Origin of the sequence: Desulfofarcimen acetoxidans DSM 771, assembly GCF_000024205.1 — a bacterium.
In the GTDB taxonomy this organism is placed as follows: Bacteria; Bacillota; Desulfotomaculia; order Desulfotomaculales; family Desulfofarciminaceae; genus Desulfofarcimen; species Desulfofarcimen acetoxidans.
The window spans coordinates 4,505,582-4,521,807 of record NC_013216.1 but is presented as its reverse complement, the minus strand read 5'-3'; the positions used below and the strand labels follow the sequence as shown (position 1 = coordinate 4,521,807).

16 protein-coding genes, 4 tRNA genes and 1 other annotated feature are annotated in these 16,226 nt (G+C 39.2%); of the genes, 17 read left to right on the top strand and 3 right to left on the bottom strand.

The genetic code is table 11. The features are described from left to right. Positions 1 to 102: 102 nt before the first annotated feature. The 10 genes from DTOX_RS20985 to DTOX_RS20940 all read left to right on the top strand — a co-directional run bounded on the left by DTOX_RS20985 (position 103) and on the right by DTOX_RS20940 (position 8,046). Positions 103 to 324, top strand: a complete 222-nt coding sequence (locus tag DTOX_RS20985; protein ID WP_015759676.1) for a helix-turn-helix domain-containing protein — start codon at positions 103 to 105, stop codon at positions 322 to 324. A gap of 155 nt (positions 325 to 479) precedes the next feature. Then, positions 480 to 644, top strand: a complete 165-nt coding sequence (locus tag DTOX_RS20980; protein WP_015759675.1) for a hypothetical protein — start codon at positions 480 to 482, stop codon at positions 642 to 644. 612 nt (positions 645 to 1,256) lie between these two features. Continuing rightward, positions 1,257 to 2,834 (top strand): methyl-accepting chemotaxis protein, encoded by a 1,578-nt coding sequence (locus DTOX_RS20975; RefSeq protein ID WP_015759674.1) that lies wholly within the window; start codon positions 1,257 to 1,259, stop codon positions 2,832 to 2,834. 133 nt (positions 2,835 to 2,967) lie between these two features. Beyond that, positions 2,968 to 3,213, top strand: a binding site (T-box leader). Between the two features lie 115 nt (positions 3,214 to 3,328). Next, positions 3,329 to 4,477: a pyridoxal-phosphate-dependent aminotransferase family protein gene (locus DTOX_RS20970; RefSeq protein WP_015759673.1), complete on the top strand. Its 1,149-nt coding sequence runs from the start codon at positions 3,329 to 3,331 to the stop codon at positions 4,475 to 4,477. Between the two features lie 4 nt (positions 4,478 to 4,481). Further along, positions 4,482 to 6,062 carry a phosphoglycerate dehydrogenase gene (gene serA, locus DTOX_RS20965; RefSeq protein WP_015759672.1) on the top strand — a complete coding sequence of 527 codons (1,581 nt, stop codon included), beginning with the start codon at positions 4,482 to 4,484 and terminating at the stop codon, positions 6,060 to 6,062. Between the two features lie 143 nt (positions 6,063 to 6,205). Then, positions 6,206 to 7,477 (top strand): serine--tRNA ligase, encoded by a 1,272-nt coding sequence (gene serS / locus DTOX_RS20960; protein WP_015759671.1) that lies wholly within the window; start codon positions 6,206 to 6,208, stop codon positions 7,475 to 7,477. A gap of 159 nt (positions 7,478 to 7,636) precedes the next feature. Beyond that, positions 7,637 to 7,726, top strand: a tRNA-Ser gene (locus DTOX_RS20955). Positions 7,727 to 7,736: 10 nt separating this feature from the next. Then, a tRNA-Ser gene (locus DTOX_RS20950) sits at positions 7,737 to 7,832 on the top strand. Positions 7,833 to 7,884: 52 nt separating this feature from the next. After that, positions 7,885 to 7,961 (top strand) — tRNA-Arg (locus DTOX_RS20945). An 8-nt stretch (positions 7,962 to 7,969) separates the two neighbouring features. After that, positions 7,970 to 8,046, top strand: a tRNA-Arg gene (locus DTOX_RS20940). 7 nt (positions 8,047 to 8,053) lie between these two features. Here DTOX_RS20940 and DTOX_RS25055 read toward each other — a convergent pair. After that, positions 8,054 to 8,470 (bottom strand): tyrosine-type recombinase/integrase, encoded by a 417-nt coding sequence (locus DTOX_RS25055; RefSeq protein WP_042316369.1) that lies wholly within the window; start codon positions 8,468 to 8,470, stop codon positions 8,054 to 8,056. Next, a complete protein-coding gene (locus DTOX_RS25050; RefSeq protein WP_083773514.1) occupies positions 8,463 to 9,074 on the bottom strand; it encodes a site-specific integrase in 612 nt (203 codons plus the stop codon). The genes DTOX_RS25055 and DTOX_RS25050 overlap by 8 nt, the downstream gene beginning before the upstream one ends. A 343-nt stretch (positions 9,075 to 9,417) precedes the next feature. Here DTOX_RS25050 and DTOX_RS20925 point away from each other — a divergent pair, with 343 nt between their 5' ends. The 3 genes from DTOX_RS20925 to DTOX_RS20915 all read left to right on the top strand — a co-directional run bounded on the left by DTOX_RS20925 (position 9,418) and on the right by DTOX_RS20915 (position 10,139). Next, complete coding sequence (locus DTOX_RS20925) at positions 9,418 to 9,690, top strand: DUF4242 domain-containing protein (RefSeq protein WP_015759669.1); 273 nt, start codon at positions 9,418 to 9,420, stop codon at positions 9,688 to 9,690. Further along, positions 9,668 to 9,859, top strand: coding sequence for an aspartyl-phosphate phosphatase Spo0E family protein (locus DTOX_RS20920; protein WP_015759668.1), 192 nt, complete (start codon positions 9,668 to 9,670; stop codon positions 9,857 to 9,859). The genes DTOX_RS20925 and DTOX_RS20920 overlap by 23 nt, the downstream gene beginning before the upstream one ends. A gap of 67 nt (positions 9,860 to 9,926) precedes the next feature. After that, positions 9,927 to 10,139 (top strand): putative signal transducing protein, encoded by a 213-nt coding sequence (locus DTOX_RS20915; RefSeq protein ID WP_015759667.1) that lies wholly within the window; start codon positions 9,927 to 9,929, stop codon positions 10,137 to 10,139. 1,248 nt (positions 10,140 to 11,387) lie between these two features. Here the strand turns inward: DTOX_RS20915 and DTOX_RS20910 are convergent. Beyond that, complete coding sequence (locus tag DTOX_RS20910) at positions 11,388 to 11,615, bottom strand: hypothetical protein (RefSeq protein WP_207636003.1); 228 nt, start codon at positions 11,613 to 11,615, stop codon at positions 11,388 to 11,390. Between the two features lie 1,042 nt (positions 11,616 to 12,657). Here DTOX_RS20910 and DTOX_RS20905 point away from each other — a divergent pair. The 4 genes from DTOX_RS20905 to bioA are packed head-to-tail and all read left to right on the top strand — an operon-like array spanning position 12,658 to position 16,212. Next, complete coding sequence (locus tag DTOX_RS20905; protein ID WP_015759665.1) at positions 12,658 to 13,224, top strand: biotin transporter BioY; 567 nt, start codon at positions 12,658 to 12,660, stop codon at positions 13,222 to 13,224. Beyond that, positions 13,221 to 14,186: a biotin synthase BioB gene (gene bioB / locus DTOX_RS20900; protein WP_015759664.1), complete on the top strand. Its 966-nt coding sequence runs from the start codon at positions 13,221 to 13,223 to the stop codon at positions 14,184 to 14,186. The genes DTOX_RS20905 and bioB overlap by 4 nt, the downstream gene beginning before the upstream one ends. Further along, positions 14,183 to 14,869 (top strand): dethiobiotin synthase, encoded by a 687-nt coding sequence (gene bioD / locus DTOX_RS20895; RefSeq protein ID WP_015759663.1) that lies wholly within the window; start codon positions 14,183 to 14,185, stop codon positions 14,867 to 14,869. The genes bioB and bioD overlap by 4 nt, the downstream gene beginning before the upstream one ends. Before the next feature lie 2 nt (positions 14,870 to 14,871). After that, entirely contained in the window at positions 14,872 to 16,212 is a 1,341-nt protein-coding gene (bioA, locus tag DTOX_RS20890) for an adenosylmethionine--8-amino-7-oxononanoate transaminase (RefSeq protein WP_015759662.1), read from the top strand. Positions 16,213 to 16,226: the final 14 nt, after the last annotated feature.

Here is a 16,226-nt window from a genome sequence, read left to right as displayed (position 1 = left end):
ATTAAGTCGTATTGATAATATGTCTTAGCCATGTTATCATTATATCCAAGAACTAATATTTTTTAGACATATCCCAGCCTAAACACGAAAGGAGGACTGACAATGGGTAAAGGCAGAGGCTTAACGCCGCGAGAGATCAGGGCGCTAATGGTTCTAAAAGGAATAAAGATAGTAGATATCGCAAAAGAAGCCGGCGTCACCCCCGCTTATGTCCACCACGCCATAAACAGCACGGGCAGAAATAGGGGATACCGAATTAGACCATATATAGCCGAGGCCATTGGAAAAACAGTTAAAGAGATATGGCCAGACGGCGCAGCTTAATACAATTGGACATGTCTATAATCATTTAGACAAGTATATCAAAGCGGTAAGGGGGTGGCAATGGAAAAGGGATTGAAACTTTTGGATATATGCCGGGATATTTTATGTTGATAAACAGACAAAATAAAGCTCGGCGAGACAGGAGAATTGCTATATTGGCTAAGTTTATTCCGCGAGAAGAGTTTATTGATGTATTGCGGAGTTTAGTGCAAAAGATGGATAAAGAGAAAAAGGCTATACCAGAAAAAGTAGCCGTTGAGAACTTGTATCCAAATATATCTAAAAACTTAACAAAAATATTTGGTGAGATACTGGAGTAATTGGAGCGCATAGGCCAGCCAGACACGGTAAGACTGGGCAGAAAATATAGTTGCGGTACCATGCAAACATAATCTATTAAATAGCCGAAAAATGTGGGGGCATTTAATTATGCCCTCACGTAATTTTATGCAACTACTTGAAGAAACCTGCCAGGAATTTTTCTCACACATTTTGAGAAAAATTCCTGGCAGGTTGTGTGCGAAGCTACAATTATTTTGATAAGCACAAGGATATCATTTGTTTAGACATGAATTATGTTACAAAATATAAAAAAATAGTTAGTCAGTGTATGACATAAAATATCATTTTGTATGGGTTACTAGCTGCATTTAACCGGCTTTAGCCACAACTAATGGCTTTCAGCCATCAATAAACCTATTGGTTTTGGCCGGTAGCCGTTTAGTATTTGACTATTATAACTCTCAGCAGTTTCTCAGACCCTTCTCAGAGTTTTTTCAATCGTAGTTGCTATAATAGACTTAATCGACAAAGTATATTGCTTATTATTTCGTCACCCAGCGAAAATGGGTTTTATAAGTCAATAAAAGTAAATTAGATTGTAATAAATCAATTACAATTTAGTTGCTAAATAATTAACGAGGAGGCAATTTATGAAATTAATTAATTTAAAATTAACTTCCAAAATAATAACTTCCTTTGTCTTAGTTTTATTAATTGCTTCAATTGCATCATTAATTGCAGTTATACAATTTACTGATATTAACAGTGAAATAGTTGAGTTAGACAAAAATATGCTGCCCCAATATTATGATACAGTTGAACTATCCAAGTCTATAGATGAGCAGGTAATGTCGCTGCGTGCCTATATGATTTATGGTGACGATAAATTTGCACAACAATTTGTTGATGTTTCTAAAAAATCGTCAGATTTAGAAGTGCAAATTATTAATGCGACCCAGCAGCAAAAAGATAAAGATATTATGACAAAAATAAAAAATAGCAATGATGAGTATACAAGGATATGTATTGAAAATGTGATACCGTCAGTTAAGGCAGGAGATATTGAAGCGGCAAAAGACGGAGGAATGACCGTATTAAGTAACTACCAGGAAACACAAAAGCTGCTAAATGATTATTATGCTCAGAAAAATGAAGAAATTGCTAATGTAGTTGGCTCAATTAATAATCATGCAAATTCAGCAAAAAATTTAATTATTATATTTGCTATTGCAGCGATTGTACTGGCAATGGTAATTGCAGTTTTGCTAACTAGGATGATTACAAAACCTATTATAGAAACCACAGAAGAGATGTACAAAATGTCCGAGCAGAATGATTTAACTGAGAGACAACTGGTTGTTAATTCAAATGATGAAATAGGTATTTTAAGAACAGCCTTTAATAAAATGCTTATTTCAGTAAGAAAAATGGTTCTGGAAATTAAAGAATCTTCGACTAATCTGGCCGCACACAGCGAAGAGTTGTCTGCCACCTCGGAGCAGGTTACTTCTGCTGTTCAAGAAGTAGTTGCTACCATTAATCAGTTGGCTGTAACTGTAGATGAGCAAAATTCCAGTACAAGTCAGGTTAATCTTACAGCTGTCGAGATGTCTGATAATGCAAGACAGGGCAGTCAGGCTGTAGAAAGCACTATGCAGAAGATGAATTTGATTAACAGTAGTGTAGTTGACAGTACAACGGTGATCACCGATCTGGCCAAAAAATCTCATGAGATAGGTTTGATTTTAGATGTTATCACTAATATTGCCAGTCAGACTAACTTATTGGCCTTAAATGCAGCCATTGAAGCGGCCAGAGCAGGAGATGCCGGCAGAGGATTTGCCGTGGTGGCTGAAGAGGTTCGTAAACTGGCCGAACAATCAGCCAGTGCCACTAAAGATATTGCCGATATAGTGAGGGAGATACGGGATCAAACCGGGTTAGCGGTAAATTCCATGGAGGAGGTTACCACTGTTGTAAAAGATGGGGTTAGCGTATCGGAGCAAACCGGAAATGTATTATCTAAATTAATTGAAGAAATTGAACAAGTGTCATCAATGGTAGATGAAATATCCAAAGGAACGGAAAACACTTCGAATATGGCACAAAGTTTAGCTGCAGCCAGTCAGCAAACAAATGCCAATGTTGAACAGGTCTCAAGCTCGGCTCAGGAGTTAACCAGCATGGCCGAAAGATTGCAGGGAATGACAGAGATGTATAAGCTGTAGGTAATACTCTTGCTGTTAAATACTTGGTTATTGCCCGCTAAATAGCCTGTTAATATATTTCTCTAAAAAAATATGTTTCATGTCTTGCAAAAGCTAATATTATATAGTAAAATCTGATTGTGAAATTAATATCAAAAACTTGATGCAGGGGAAAAGTACTTAAAACGGTTTTGACAGAGAGTCGGTGGTTGGTGTGAACCGGTATAGCCGTTTAATGAATTCCGCCCCTAAGAGGACTGCGAAAGAATACTAAGCAGCTACGGTTGACTGCCGTTATACAGTCATTTAAGCTGGATTAAGGTTTAGCGGTAGAATAAATCTGTTGTTAAACTCTTGATCAATTAGGGTGGCAACGCGGGAAAAACCTCTCGTCCCTGGTATCTGGGATAAGAGGTTTATTTTATTTTTAGCAGTTACCAATATTTGACTTATACATAGGGTAACTGTTTTATTTAGTAAAAACAATGGTAGATTTGGAAGGAGAGGTAACTTTCATGAAAGACAAGCAGTATTTATTGATTCCGGGCCCGACACCTGTACCGCCTACGGTTTTTGCAGCTATGTCCCGGCCTATGTTCGGTCACCGCAGTGATGACTTTGCCAAAATGCACAAAGGCATTGTAGAAAAAATGCAGAAAGTTTTTCAAACTAAAAACGAGGTATTCGTATTAACCAGCTCCGGAACCGGTGCCATGGAAGCAGCTGTTTCCAATGTAATTAAACCTGGGGATAAAGTGTTAACCTTAAACGGCGGTAAGTTTGGTGAGCGTTGGACAAAGATGGCTGCCAAGTACGGTGCTGTAGTTGATGAATATAAATACAGATGGGGCAGCGCTGCTGACTTGAAAGTAATTGAGGAAAAGTTAAACAGCGAGCCTGATTATGTTGCTGTTTTTGCCACTCACAATGAGACCTCCACTGCTGTAACCAACGATATAGCCGGTATGGGCGCTCTGGTGGCCAAACATAAGGCATTGCTGATTGTGGATACAGTCAGCAGTCTCGGTGCCATTGAATTTAAAACTGATGAGTGGAACGTGGATATAGCTGCTACAGGTTCACAAAAAGCTCTCATGCTGCCTCCTGGCTTGGGCGCTATTACTGTCAGTGAAAAAGCCTGGAAAGTAGTTGAAGAGAATAAAACACCGAAATTTTACTTTGATTTGAATGCTTGCAAGAAAAATATTGCCAAGTGGAATACTCCTTATACACCTAACGTAACCCTCTTTGTTGGTTTAGACGCTGCTTTGGATATGATAATGGAAGAGGGACTGGAAAACGTTTATGCCCGTCACACTTTGTTGGCTAACGGTGTTCGCGCTGCTGCCAAGGCTCTGGGCCTGGAGCTTCTGGCTGATGAAGGCTGCAGATCAGATGCTGTAACTGCTGTTTTGAGCCCGGAAGGAATTTCTGCCGAGGATATCAGAAAGGTGCTCAAGAATGATTATCAAATTACCTTTGCCGGCGGGCAGGATGATCTTAAAGGTAAAATTTTCCGCATAGCTCATATGGGTTTCGCGGACAAAATGGATATGATTATTGCTATCGGTGCTTTGGAAATGGCTCTGGCCAAGGTTGGCTATCCAGTTCAGTTAGGCCAAGGTGTTAAGGCACTACAGGAAGTATTCTTGGGGAGGAATTAGTGAAATGAAAGTATTAGTTTTAGATGGAGTGGCAGAGGAGGGCCTGGTGCCCTTTAGAGAAGAACCGGGTTTAGAAATAGATATCAAAAAAAAGCTGACTGAAGATGAATTAGTCGAGATAATTCCCCAGTACCACGCTATGATTGTGCGCAGCGCCACCAAGGTTACACCAAGGGTGCTGGATCATGCCAACAATATGATAGTTGTGGGCCGTGCAGGTGTAGGAGTTGACAATATTGATTTGGCGGCTGCTACCAATAAGGGTGTTTTGGTAGTAAATGCTCCGGACGGTAATACCATTGCCGCAGCTGAGCTGACCATGGCTATGATTCTCGGTTTATCCAGAAGCGTGCCTCAGGCAAATGCTACTTTGAGGAGCGGCAAGTGGGATAAAAAAGCATTTATGGGCGTAGAATTAAGAGGAAGAACACTGGGTGTTTTAGGTATGGGCCGAATTGGTTCTAACGTTGCCAAAAGAGCCCTGGCTATGGAAATGAATATTGTAGCCTATGACCCGTATATTAACGAAGAAGCAGCCGCTAAAATGGGCGTTAAGGTGCTTCCGCTGGAGGATGTTCTCAAGCAGGCTGATTTTCTGACTATTCATATGCCTAAAACTAAGGAATCCTACCACCTGATCAATGAGAAAACAATTGCTGTGATGAAGGATGGTGTGCGCATAATTAACTGCGCGCGCGGTGGAATTATTGACGAGGAAGCATTATATAATGCTATAAAGTCGGGTAAAGTTGCGGGTGCCGCACTGGATGTTTTTGAAAAAGAACCCAATACCGAAAGTCCTTTGTATGAATTTAATAATGTGATTATGACTCCGCACTTGGGCGCCTCTACTGAAGAAGCGCAGCTTAATGTGGCTGTGGATGTGGCTAAAGAAATCGTGGCTGCCCTAAAAGGTGAAGTTGTAAAAAATACCGTAAATATCCCGTCCTTAGATGCTAAGACTATGGCTGCAGTTAAGCCCTACCTTGATTTGGCGGGCCGTCTCGGCAACTTCCATGCCCAGATGATTACTGGACGTGTGAATAAAATTGAGCTTATCTACAGCGGGGAATTGTCCGCTTTGGAGGTTACACCTATTACCACAGCTTTCTTGAAGGGCATGCTGGATCCAATACTTCAGGAAAACGTTAACTTTGTCAATGCCTCGGTAATAGCCAAGAACAGGGGTATTGAAGTTATCCAGACAACTGCTGAAATGGCAAAAGATTATAATAATTTAATGACAGCCAAGGTTTACTGTGAAAGTGGGGAAAGAGTTCTGGCTGCAACATTGCTGCAGGGTAATGTTGCCCATCTCGTAAACATTGACGGTTACCGTGTGGATGTTGTTCCCAGCGGCCATATGCTGGTTGTACCTCACTATGATAGGCCGAAGATTATCGGTAAGGTAGGCACCTTAATAGGCGAACATGATATTAATATTGCCGCAATGCAGGTAGGACGCAAAGAAATTGGTGGCAAGGCCGTTATGGTGCTGACTATTGACGATGTAGTTCCTGATGATACTTTAAGAGCTATTGCTCAAGTTGACGGTATTTTGGATGTTAAATTTGTCAGTTTGTAAAATGTAATTATTGAAGCTTTAGCGGGGGTACTATCCCCCGCTAAAGCTTCAAGTTAAATAAAAGTTAATATAATGATACTTAGAGACACTCCGTTTAAATATACATATAGAACTACTGTAGCCTTTAATTTGGGGGTTAACCGATGTTGGACTTAAAATTTGTGCGCAATAACCCGGAAACAGTTAAAGAGGCCCTGGCCAAGAGGGGAAATAGAGGCAGTCTGGATGAATTTTTAAAGCTGGATGAACAGAGACGAGAAAAACTGGTAGTTGTTGAACAGTTAAAAAATCGCCGCAATACTGTATCCCAGGAAGTCGGCAGGCTAAAAAAAGAAGGCCAACCGGCTGAGCAAATAGTACTGGAAATGAGACAGGTTTCTCAGGAAATTAAAGATTTAGATGATCAGCTAAGAGTAATAGAAGAAGAGTTGCAAGCAATTCTATTAGGTATTCCCAATATCCCGGATGTTTCTGTGCCGGTTGGTAAAAGCGAAACTGACAATATTGAAATAAGGCTCTGGGGTGAGCCTACCAAATTTGATTTTGAACCTAAGGCTCATTGGGATATAGGAGAAGGTCTGGATATTATTGATTTTGAAAGAGGAGCCAAGGTTACCGGAGCCAGATTTTCTTTTTATAAGGGTTTGGGGGCTCGTTTGGAGAGAGCATTAATTAATTTCATGCTGGATTTGCACACCTCCCAGCATAACTATGTCGAAATATTTCCCCCGTTTATTGCCAATCAGGATAGTATGCAGGGTACAGGCCAATTGCCGAAGTTTGCAGAAGATATGTTTAAGTTAGAGAATACAAACTATTATTTAATACCGACAGCGGAAGTGCCGGTAACAAATTTATATAGGGAAGAAATACTGGATGGTGAAAAACTGCCCATTTGCCATGTTGCTTACAGCGCTTGTTTTAGGGCGGAGGCTGGAGCCGCCGGGCGTGATACCAGAGGCTTAATTCGCCAGCATCAATTTAATAAAGTGGAAATGGTAAAGTTTTGCCACCCTGATACTTCCTTTGAGGAGTTAGATAAACTTGTGCTTAATGCGGAAAAGGTACTTCAGTTGTTGGAATTACCTTATCGCCTGATTATCCTGTGTACGGGTGATTTAGGTTTTAGTTCGGCAAAAACCTTTGACTTGGAGGTTTGGCTTCCTGGCTATCAAACTTATCGTGAGATTTCATCTTGTAGTAACTTCACTGATTTTCAGGCCCGAAGAGCCGGAATTAAATTTAAAACAGGCAAAGCAAAACCCCAGTATGTACATACCCTGAACGGTTCAGGTCTGGCTATTGGCAGGACACTGGCTGCGGTGCTGGAAAACTACCAGCAAAGAGACGGTTCGGTAAAGGTACCTAGGGTTTTACAGCCATATATGGGTGGTTTGAAGGAGATAGCCAGGTAATTATAATAAAATGGGATAATGGTAACAGATAATTTAAAATACTCCGGATAGAAATATAATGTTAATGTTTTTACAATTAGTTGTTTTGGCCAGTTGACATTATATTTTGATTATGATATACTTCCTATTGTCGTTATGCGAATGCGATAACCACTGGTTGGAGGGGTGTCCGAGCGGTTGAAGGAGGCGGTCTTGAAAACCGTTGAACCTTTACGGGTTCCGTGGGTTCGAATCCCACCCCCTCCGCCATTAAGATTTTGGAGAGATGGCCGAGTCGGCTGAAGGCGGTCGCCTGCTAAGCGATTATACGGTCTTAAAACCCGTATCCAGGGTTCGAATCCCTGTCTCTCCGCCAGTTTTCAAAGAACTACGGTTAACCGTAGTTCTTTGAATCTCTATAAAATTATGTGCCCGTAGCTCAATTGGATAGAGCGTTAGACTACGGATCTAAAGGTTGGGGGTTCGACTCCCTTCGGGCACGCCATTGTTTATGCGCCCGTAGCTCAGGTGGATAGAGCAACGGTTTCCTAAACCGTGTGCCGGTGGTTCGAGTCCTCCCGGGCGCGCCAAATAAAATCAAGACCTCCAGGTTAAACCCTGGAGGCTTTTTTGTGTTTTTGGTGCCCATTTAGTGCCCAACGTCGCCAAAAAAATTAGTTCCTCTAATTTTTCAACTGCATTTTTCTGCATCCTGGGCATCAGGTGTGTATATGTGTCCGAAGTAATTCCAATTCCACTATGACCTAAGCGATCACAAATCAACTTCAGTGATTCTACACTTTTCAATAAAAGACTGGTATGAGTGTGTCGGAGTCCATGAAAAGTAATTCTCGGCAAACCGTTCCTCTTCATGAATTGGGGAAACCAACTGGAGATTATGTCCGGATGTTGAGGTATGCCATCTTCCTGAGTAAAGACCAAATCGCTATCTTGATACTGTTCACCGTAAGCCAGTCTAGTTTTGTTTTGCTCAATTTTAGCTTTTTTAAACACGTCCACTCCTTATATTTTTAGGTTCTTTGAAATAAAGGCCATTTTCCTTTGAGTATTGAACTGATTGGTTTATTGCTATGTTGCCAGCCTCTAGGTTTACATCTCTCCATCTCAAAACGTATATTTCACAACGCCTCATACCGGTACTAACTGCCAATATTAATGCGGTATAACAAGGTGTTCCTTTAGCGGCTGCTATCATTTCACGAACACTATTCTCATCCAGTACATGTATTTCTGGTTTTATTATCTTCGGCGGGATAACGGCATCGGTTACATTGTGGGGTAGCAATTGCCACTTAACAGCCATCTCCAGGGCCATGTGTATTACTCTGTGATGGTGTAATACTGTTCTTGATAACAACACACCTTCTCTGGTATCTTCTCTTTCTCCGGATAAAAGATCGGTGTAAAATTGCTGCAGGTGTATAGGTTTTAACTTTTCTAGTGGTATAGCACCCATTCTTGGCAATACTCTAGGTTTTACTATTTGCTTATATCTTTCATATGTCTTTACTGTTACCTGAGTTTTGGAATCTGTGATATTATAGAAAATGGGAGTTGGTGTTAGTGATAGGACCAGACCCCTTAAAGATAAGTCCAATTAACCCGCACGATTATAGGTGCGTGAACGGTGTGTGGGTTTATGAGTCCGGTTGGTGGAAGAAGATTATTGCTAAAATAAAGAGCGAGGAGTTAGCTGAACTGCAACAACGGAAACAGCAGCAAAGAAAGAAGAAATGAGGAGCCGCCTGGCGAGGGCGGTTATTATTTGATATACTGGATAAAAGATGTATCAATATCTAGCAGTTGTTCTTTAATAAATCGTTACTTTGTTCAGCTTTAAAACAATTTGTTTAGATTGTATTCCTTTTGGATATTTTAAATATTGGTACGAATTTTGCAATATTTAAAATTTATAAATATACCAAAAGGAGACCAGTACTATGCCTAAGTACGTTATTGAGAGGGAAATTCCTGGTGCAGGAAATTTAACAACGGAAGAATTAAAGGCAATTTCCCAAAAATCATGCGGGGTATTAAACAAATTAGGTCCTGAAATTCAATGGGTTGAAAGTTACGTAACAGATGACAAAATATATTGTGTATATGTTGCGCCTAATAAAGAAATGGTTATGGAGCATGCTAAACAAGGTGGTTTCCCGGCCAATAATATTTCCGAGGTAAAAAGAATCATTGACCCAACAACAGCCGAATAACCATAAGGAACTTCTTGAAATAATAGAGGAGTTGCGCCAAAAGCTACATGAATTAGATATTGCTAAAGGCTTTGCTGACCTGGAAGCTCTTGCTGCAAGCCAGATGCTTGATGCTGTACTAAACGAGTATTATCGAATTATAAAGAAAAATACAAAACCGCCTGAGTAGGGCGGTTTTGTATTTTACCTGGTTTGGCTAATAGTGTATACTAAAAGTAAAAACGGGGTGGATTTTTATGGATAAACTTGTTACGTTGCGTACTTTTTTTGATGCTACGGAGGCACATATTATAAAAAGTTTGTTAGAAAGCGAGGGCATTAAGGCTCATTTATTAGATGAACATTCAGCAACGTACGTCTATTCCCCTATTACAATTGGTGGAATTAGATTAGTTGTACATCAATCTGATATTGAAGCGGCAAAAGAAATATTATCTTCAATGGATTAGAGCCTACCAGGCTCTTTTATTTTGCGATAAAATTATTTTAATGGTAGATATGACTTAATATAAAGTTGTTGTAATTTGTCAAAAATTCAATAAAGGAAACACAAACCTCTTGCCGAAGTATATGGAAAATGGCAAGGAGGGATAACATGGCTACTGCCCCTTTAAAAGTTTTTGTATGGAAACTAATAGTATGGATTCTATTGCCGTAAATCATTGTGGTTTTATAAAAAAAGAGCCCGGAGGTTCTTTTTTTATAAAATTAGTTAATGGCAACATTGCTTAATATATACTTTTTGCAATTTATCGGAAATTTAATGAAGGATATGCGACTCTCTTGCCGAGGATTTTGGTAGGGAGACGCTATAATTTTTCTGACCTACTAAAGGATACCAAGCACGGGGTAAATATTCTACCCTGTTAGAAATGGTAATCCTTGCTTTCATATAAAATATAATGATTCAGATTAATTTTCTTGCCCTGTTAATGGAGACTGGTTTTTGCCATACTTCTGATGAATTTTTTAGTAGAACATATTATATTTTTTTACTAATTAATTATATTAATAATCTGTTCTGCATAGAATAAATTATACTCTCAGTGGGAGTATAATTAAGTGCATTATTCTTATATAAACAATTAAAAACCCGGCAAGCGCCGGGAAAATGTTAATAAAAAGCTAATTTAATGCGTAAATTAATGACAAAATGAAGTGTTCTTAGTCTTAACAATAAAAAGTACAACATAATAATAACCTCCTTATTTTTAAATATATAACCCACATTAATATATTTATGTACAGGAGGTTGTTATTATGTTTAGTATAAAAATGTTAATTGTTACCTAAAAATTAATTATGTATAAGCATTATATTTTAGATCGCTCAGTCTCGGGGGCGGTTTTTTATTTTCCCACTTATTATTTATTACAGGGAATTATATACCATGTCGATTTGTGGTTCAATGATAATTAAGAATTGTTCTACTAGTATAGGGGAGGTGAGTGAGATGATATGTTGCGCTCCGCGAGGAGGAGCAAGGGAGGGAGCCGGTAGAAAGACCGAAATACCAGATGAAAAAAAGAAACAAAATCCATCCGTTTTTGAAATCAGAGTTAGAAATAATCCAAAGAAGAGCAGAAAAAGAGAAAATGACTATTGGCGAGTACATACGCAAAAAAAGCCTTGGAGCCTTGAGACTTCGAGGCTTTTTTGTTTATCCTACCTTATAGGGGGATTTTGTTTCATTGAAACTAATCACAGCCCCCACCTCCGCAATCTCCTCCTCCGCCTCCACAATCTGAACTATCCCCGCCAAAGTAACCATGATCATTATTGCAGCAATCATGATGATGAGTACTGAAGAAAGGTGTCTCTGAAGAGCGTTTGTTGTTTGGTGATTTTCTATTTTTATTCCCAAAAATAGAAAATAATATAACTCCTAATAATCCCAAAAATACAACAGTTATGAATGGTATCAAACTATCTCCTCCTAACATACTCTACTTTGGATAAATAATCTATTTCTATTTAAAACGGGCAATACCTTTATTTTTATGCCTTATTATTTAACTTATTAATCAATTCTTTAGTCAATATTAGCATCTCCTCCCAAACAGTGATTTGACCATATTACCATTATAAAACAGATTGTCAATAAATTGCTTATCTTATTCTGACCAAAAGAAAACCTCCGCAAGCAGAGGCTATTGGGAACTAGTATTTAGGGGTGTATGTTAACTTGCCCTGGCCAGTTTTTAGTGTTTTGTATTTGTTTGTGGTTATGATTATGATTTTATACTATCATTATGAACTCCGTGTGAATGCTTGATTGATGAACTAAGAGTAAAGTTTTATAGGTCAGTTATTTACAAAATAAAAACCCCCGCAAGGCGGAGGTAAGAAGGAGGATTGTGAATTGAGATTATATATTAACGGCTTGGCCGGAGTTTTAAAATTATCGCACTCTAATAATATCTTCCGAAGCTTAAAGGAATATTAAAATTGCTTAACTATTAACCACATTAATAAAAATTAGTGGGTATCCATATGTTTTTTGCTCTAAAAATATTCCACGTAAAATAATTTTAAGGGATAATTTTGCATGCGTCGAAGTAATAACCGGGTGGTATTATGGAAAATAGTCTAAGGGCGAGAACGGTTAAACTTTGATAAAGTTCTTAACTCCATAAAATAAGCATAATTTGCAGTTTGTCCTTGCATCTTTTTTGACCAAACTTTCCGAGTAAAGTTAGGAACTGCAAGCGATTGTAGTTCTTTTTGGGTGGTAGTCGGTAGAGGCTACAAGAACATGATATAGGCTTTTGCAAGGAACATGAGAAACTATGGTTTCTCAAATGTCCTATGAATGCCACCGTAAAATAGGTGGTTTTTTGCTGCCGAATTCAGGTCTTATCGTCAACCTAAAAAAATATTATGGTTGACGACATTGGCTAATTACTACTATAATACAAAATAGGTAGGGAGATAGCATCCCGAATCAATTTCAATAGGGAGATAAAAATGACTATTAAAAACAAACAATGGAATACCAGAAATTTAATATTGTGTGCGGTGTTTGCGGACTTAATAGCCATTGGAGCCTATATCAAAATACCTGTTCCGATAGTGCCGTTTACTTTGCAATTTTTGTTTGCAAACCTGGCCGGATTGCTTCTTGGAAAAAAATTGGGGGCAATTTCGGTTGCGATATACATTGCTATGGGTCTGATTGGAATTCCGGTTTTCACAGGAGGAGGCGGCATCGGGTATATCTTTCGGCCAACTTTTGGATACATCATAGGATTCATGGCAGGAGCCTGGTTGACAGGGTTTATAGCGGAAAAAACTAAAACACCAAGCTCTAAAAGACTTTTGGCAGCAGGGTTTGCAGGTCTTGGAATTGTTTACCTGTTTGGAATGTCCTATTATTACATAATAGCAAATTATTATATGAATTCACCGATAGGGGTTTGGGCGCTGATATTATATGGTTTTATTCTTGCTGTGCCAGGGGATATTGCGATTTGCTTTACAAGCGCTGTCCTGGCAAAAAGATTAATTCCAATTGTGAAAGGAAGTCAGCTATGAGCGCTGCTGTAACACTCAAAAATAAAATTTTTTACGGATACCAAATCACCAGAGAGGATGCACTTTCTTTAATTAATGAAAATTTACAAGAACTGTGCGATTGTGCCAATGAACTTCGGTATCGCTTTTGCGGAAATTCCTTTGATATTTGCAGCATTATTAATGGAAAAGGCGGTAAGTGCTCGGAAGATTGCAAATACTGCGCTCAATCTGTATATTACCATACCGAAGTAGAGGAATATCCTTTGCACGATTCTGATAGGCTTAAAAAAGACGCAAAATATAATCAGCAAATGGGAATTTTGCGTTATTCTGTCGTCACTTCAGGAAAAAGGTTATCTAACAGAGAAATAGAAGAACTCTGCGAAAGCTATAGGAACATCAAAACCACCTGCGGTATTTCCTTGTGTGCATCTCACGGACTGCTTTCTTTTGAGCAGTTCAAAAAATTGAAAAACGCGGGTGTTGCACGGTACCACAATAATCTTGAAACTTCCCGCAGAAACTTTCCTAACATTTGTACGACTCACACCTATGACGACAAAATAAATGCCATAAAAGCTGCTCAGCAAGCTGGGTTAGAAGTGTGCAGCGGTGGTATTATGGGACTTGGCGAAACCATGGAGGACAGGATAGACATGGTGATGGACATTCGCAATCTAGGAATTAGTTCTGTTCCGGTTAATATTCTAAATCCGATCAAAGGCACACCTTTTGAACATTTACCTGTATTGAAAATTAATGAGGTAAGACAGATAGCTGCTCTTTTTCGTTTTATTATTCCCAATGCCGCTATTCGTCTGGCCGGGGGGCGGGGACTTTTGAATGATAAGGGAAGGGCGGTCTTTTTGTCGGGAGCAAATGCTGCAATTTCAGGTGATATGCTGACAACATCGGGAATTACTGTTAATGAAGATATGATAATGTTAAAAGAACTAGGATTTGAGGTAGAGAAGATTTGAGTAAAGGGATTTTTGTTACGGGAACAGGAACAGATGTTGGAAAAACCTTTGTGACCGCGTTGATTACCAGGAAACTATGGAAACATGGACTTAACGCAGGATATTATAAGCCAGTTCTTAGCGGAGCCCAGCGCAAAAACGGAAAACTTATCCCGGGTGATGCCGATTATGTTTGCAAGATTTCAGGGCTTGAAAAAGACCCCAACAGCTTAGTGTCTTATATTTATGAAACTGCTGTTTCCCCTCATTTGGCGTCAAAAATTGAACAGAAACCGATTGAAATGCAAAAAATCATTTCTGACTTTGAAAAAATAAAAGAAGGTTTTGACTATATAACCGTTGAGGGCAGCGGCGGAATAGTATGTCCTTTAAGGATAGATGATCAAACCATTATGCTGTCTGACGTAATAAAAGCCTTGTCACTTGATGTTATTCTTGTGGCGCCGGCTGCTCTTGGAACCATTAACAGTACAGTTTTGACCGTGGAATATGCAAAACAGAATGAAATCAGCATCAAAGGGATTATCTTTAACTGCTATGAAAGAGATAACTTTCTGCATAAAGACAACAAAAGGCAAATTGCATACATTACAGGAATACCGATTATTGCCTGTGTAGACTCAAATGCCAATGATATGGAAATAGATGCAGAAATATTAGAAAAGTTGTACAGGGAGATCTAAGTATGGATTACGTAAAAAAGGATTTGGAATATATCTGGCATCCATGTTCCCAGATGAAAGATTATGAAAAATTGCCGCCTATTATCATTGACCATGCAAAAGGTGTATACCTGTATGATATTATGGGGAATCGTTACATGGATGTGATTAGTTCGTGGTGGTGTAATCTGCTGGGGCATTGTAATGAAAGAATTAATGAAGCAGTCAAAGAACAAGTTGACCGTCTTGAACATGTTATTTTTGCGAATTTTTCTCATGTTCCTGCCATTGAGCTTTGTGACAGGCTCTCCCAAATAGTGCCTAAAGGACTGACAAAATTCTTCTTCACTGATAACGGTTCTTCCGCCATTGAAGCGGCAATGAAAATGAGCTTTCAATATCATTATCAAACCGGAAATCCTCAGAAAAAACGCTTTATGGCTTTAAATGCTGCCTATCACGGTGAAACGCTGGGCGCATTGTCTGTGGGCGGAGTGGATTTGTATACCGAAATTTATAAACCCATGCTGCTGGATATTATCAGAATTGATGGGCCTGACTGCTATAGATGTTGTTACGGCAAAAGCTGTAAGGAATGTAATGCAGAATGCTCTAAGGATGCGGAAAAAGCTTTCGCCGGATATGGCAATGAAAGCTGTGCTCTTTTGGTAGAACCGCTCGTACAGGCTGCCGCTGGGATGAAAATATATCCGCCTGTGTATCTGAAAAAGTTGAGAAAACTATGTGATGAATACAATGTGCATCTTATTGCTGATGAAATTGCAACTGGGTATGGAAGAACAGGAAAAATGTTTGCCTGTGAACATGCGGAGATTTCTCCAGATATAATGTGCCTCTCGAAGGGTCTTACAGGGGGATATATGCCTATGGCGCTTACGGTTGCTACCGATAAAATTTATGATGCTTTTTATGCGGACTACAATGAGGGCAAAGCGTTCATGCACAGTCACACATACTGCGGAAATCCTCTTGCCTGTTCTGCCGCTGTTGAAGTATTAAGAATACTTGAAGATGAAGAAATAATACAGAAAGCCAGCGGTCAGGCCGAATACTTTAATAATCTCGTAAGAGAAAAGATTTGGGGTTGTCCGTATGTAGGGGATATACGTAATATCGGACTTATAAATGCGATTGAATTGGTGAAAAATAAAGAAACCAAAGAACCGTTTGACAGCAAATGCAGATATGGTTATCAGATTTATAAAAGGGCTTTAAAAAATGGTCTTTTGTTACGTCCTTTGGGAGATGTTCTCTACTTTAATCCGCCGTTGATTATTAACAGGGAGGAAATGGATTGCGCTGTGAATGTATGTGCGGAGGCTATAAAGAGTATTTTGAGATAAGCCGTTGGAAAGGG